The sequence below is a fragment of the Actinoplanes sp. NPDC051411 genome (assembly GCF_040682075.1).
Lineage (GTDB): Bacteria > Actinomycetota > Actinomycetes > Mycobacteriales > Micromonosporaceae > Actinoplanes.
Map to the genome: position 1 here is coordinate 1 of NZ_JBFBAD010000267.1, position 3279 is coordinate 3279.

Here is a 3279-nt window from a genome sequence, read left to right on the forward strand (position 1 = left end):
TTGCCCCTCGGGGCGGGGGGGTGGGGGCCGCCCGCCGCCCCCGCCCCCCCCCGCCCCCCGGTGGCGGCCCCCCCGCCGCGGCACGTCGAGGAGAACCTCCGGTCGACCCGTACTGCTCGTCGACGCACGGAGGGGACGGATCGGGGTTACACGGCGATGCCGGCGCGGAAGTACTTGTTCCCGGCGACGCACCAATGGTCTTGATGTTGAAAGCCTTGTGGAGCAGCTCAGCGTCGCCGTCGCTGACGCCGGCCAGCGCGGTTAGCGGAGCGTTCACCAGCTCGGCAAGGCTGCTGGACTCGTAGGCCTTGTCCAGGACAGCATCGAGGTTCGCGGGCAGCCTGCTGTCAGCCCTCTGACCCACGCCGTACGCCGCGACCCGAAAGACGGCATCATCGTCGCCGAGATCGACAGACGATGGACCGCCCCATATGCGGCAGATCCGTGCACGTGATCATGAAAACGAAGTGCGCGACCGTCCTAGTCATCCTCGACGAGCTGACAACCGATGATCTCTTCGATGCGACGCTGTAGCGCCTCCGTGAGATCTTCCCGGTTGCGGTCGGACACAACGATGGCGATCCCTGGTCCTTGCGACACCTGGCAGCGCACTGCGGGAAGAAACTCCAGCAGCAAGAACCGAACCCGGCGGACCTGCGACGCGTCGAGCACGGCGTCGGACGTCTTAGCTCTTAGCCGGATCATGGTCGGAGGCTGGCAGCAATGTACTGCCGGCGCAACTGAGCTCGCCGAGATCAACACCGGCGTCGTGCGAGTCCGCTCCTGGACGGTCTCGTGTGCGTTGGGTTCAGGGTGTTCGATCGTGGTCGAGGACGGCGGATCGGAAGCGCCATAGGAGCAGTAGGTCATATGCCGCCTTGGCTGATCCGGCGAGCACGAGTGGTGCGGCGAGGCTGCCGTTGGCGAGCAGCCAGCCGGCGAGCACGGGCGTCACGGCTGCCGCCAGGCTGCGGGGCACGTTGGTGACGCTCGCCGCAGCCGCCCGCTCTTCGGGGAGTACCACGGCCATGACGAGAGTTTGGCGGGCGGGCACGTCCATTTGAGACAGGAGCGATCGCAGCAGCAGGAACCCGATGGCGACCACGGGATGGGGCACGAGCGCGGCGATGATGAGGAAGCCGTTGGCCGGGAGATGGGTGAAGACCATGGTGCGGACCAGTCCGATGCGCCTGGCCAGGCGAGGCGCGAGAAACTGCGAGAACGCGGCCAGGGTCCCGGCGCAGAAGAACACGGTGGCGGTCGATGCGGTCGAGAGATCGAACTTGAGGTGGAGCCAGACGACGAGCAGCGACTGGATGACGAGGCCACCGCCGGCGGCGTCGAGGCTGAACAGGGCGGCGAGCTGAACGACGACAGTCCGTGAGCGTTCGAGGGGTTTGGTGGGCGTGGACAGTCGCGGCTCGTCGCGGGGAAGACCTCGGTAGACCAGAGCGGCGATCGCGGCGACCGCGACGTAGAGCAGAAAGCCGATGCGACCGGTGATGGCGCCGGATGCGAGCGCGCCGAGCGCGCCAGCGAGGTTCCCGCCGACGTTGTAGAAGGCGTACAGACGGGTGCGGGCGGTGCCGGTGGCGTGACCCGCGAGGAATGCCTGTTCGGTGGGGAGGAACACGCTGACGTCGCCAGCGGACGGGTTGAGGGTGCCGACAACGGCGACCGCGAGGAGGGGGATGAATGCGGTGACCGCGAAGAAGCCCAGCCCGGTCGCGACCATGAGAGCGCTGGCGCCGAGCAGGACGGTGCGGAAGCCGAGCCGCACGCCGGTGAGACCGACGAGGAGCGTCAGCGCGGCCGAGCCGATCAGGGTGCCGGTGACGATGACGCCGACCTGCAGCGGCGTGAATCCGATCGCCACGAGATGGTGGGCGAGCAGGACGCTCACAAACCCGTCGGCAAAGCCGCGCAAGGTCCGGACGAGCACCACGCGGCTAGCGTCGGAATGCATGCCTCACCCGGTTGGGCAGCCCACGCCGAGTACGCCCGCTGGCCTCCCAGTCCGCTTCATGATCATGTGCCGCATCCTCTCACGCCCCTCGTCCGCCGGCTGACGGCAGCGGGCGCGATGCGGCGCATGGACGAAGCGACGTGTCAGGGCCCCGTCGCGCGTGGCCGGCGCGATTAACATAACGTCCCGCGCGTACACCGCCGGCGATGCTGCGACGCCGTCGCCGCCAAAGGCGTTGGAGCAAGCGTGCTCATCGGCAGAAGCGGACGCCGGACAGCCTGGCGGTCAGTCACGCAGGGTCAGCTCCTCATCCGGCCGCGCGCACCGTCGGCGGCAGACCGGATTGCAGGAATATCACGTCAATGCGGAAATCTTGGACCACCGTCGGCCTCGCGTCGTCTGGCGCGGTCGCGGTGGCGACCGAACGGGCGCGACGACCGCAGGCAAGCTCCTGCTCGACGCGTCGGGCAGCGCGGCCGGCACCTTCGTGTGGCCCTGACCGTCGGCGCGTCCGGAACCACGATCCCGCGGCCCGGACGGCCGCAGGAACCGGACTGCTGGCCTGGGCATCGTCCGTACTTCGCGAAGGTCGTAACCGCAGCCGGCCATCCGCGTTCGACCCGGTGGCCCACAATCGCCGTAACCGGGTCGGACGCGGCTTCTGCCGGCGTGACCACTGGCGCGGAGCGGCTACCCGTCACGACACGCTGGGTGCCCATTTCTTGCTTCGCGCCGCACCCGACCGCCGGGTCTAGGAGGCGGGACCTAATGGGAGGATCAGGCGCATTTCGGTGCCGGCGGGGGTCGGGGAGGCCAGGACCCGGCCGGCGTGGGTGTCGGCTATCTGGCGGACTATCGACAGGCCGAGGCCGGAGCCGGGTTTTGAGCGGGCAGCCGGGGAACGATAGAAGCGGTCGAAGATGTGGGGGAGGTCGTCGGGGGGAATGCCGGGGCCCTCGTCGGCGACGCTTACCGCTGCCTCTTGGTCGTCGGCGGTGACGGTGACGGTGACTACGCCGTTGGGTGGGCTCCACTTCACCGCGTTGTCTACCAGGTTGCCGATTGCTCGCTCGATCGCGTCGGGGTCGGCGTGTACGAAGCACTCGTCGAGGTGGGTCTCGAAGCGGGTACGTGGCGCACGCTTGGCGGCCCGCTCGAGTACGGCGTCGGCCAGCAGGTCCAGGCGTACGTCCTCGCGGTGGGTCTCGGCCTGGCCGTAGCGGGCCAGGTCTACCAGGTCGTTGATCAGGGCGCGAAGTTCGCCGCTCTTCTCCCGGGCCGAGCCGACCAGCGCCGGCGCCTGGGGGTCGGCC

General features: G+C 69.0%; 3 protein-coding genes. All 3 read right to left on the reverse strand.

Annotated elements, in window-relative coordinates; genetic code table 11:
- Window positions 1–480 precede the first annotated feature (480 nt).
- On the reverse strand, window positions 481–705 hold the full coding sequence (locus AB0M88_RS53020) for a hypothetical protein (RefSeq protein WP_364116221.1): 225 nt from the start codon (window positions 703–705) through the stop codon (window positions 481–483).
- Window positions 706–808: 103 nt separating this feature from the next.
- Window positions 809–1945, reverse strand: a complete 1137-nt coding sequence (locus AB0M88_RS53025; protein ID WP_364116224.1) for an MFS transporter — start codon at window positions 1943–1945, stop codon at window positions 809–811.
- A gap of 772 nt (window positions 1946–2717) precedes the next feature.
- Window positions 2718–3279 (reverse strand): HAMP domain-containing sensor histidine kinase (locus AB0M88_RS53030; RefSeq protein WP_364116227.1); only part of this gene is annotated, 562 nt, incomplete at its 5' end.

Excerpts from the sequence above, each read along its gene's own strand:
- AB0M88_RS53020 (WP_364116221.1), bottom strand. The coding sequence starts at position 705 with ATGATCCGGCTAAGAGCTAAGACGTCCGACGCCGTGCTCGACGCGTCG.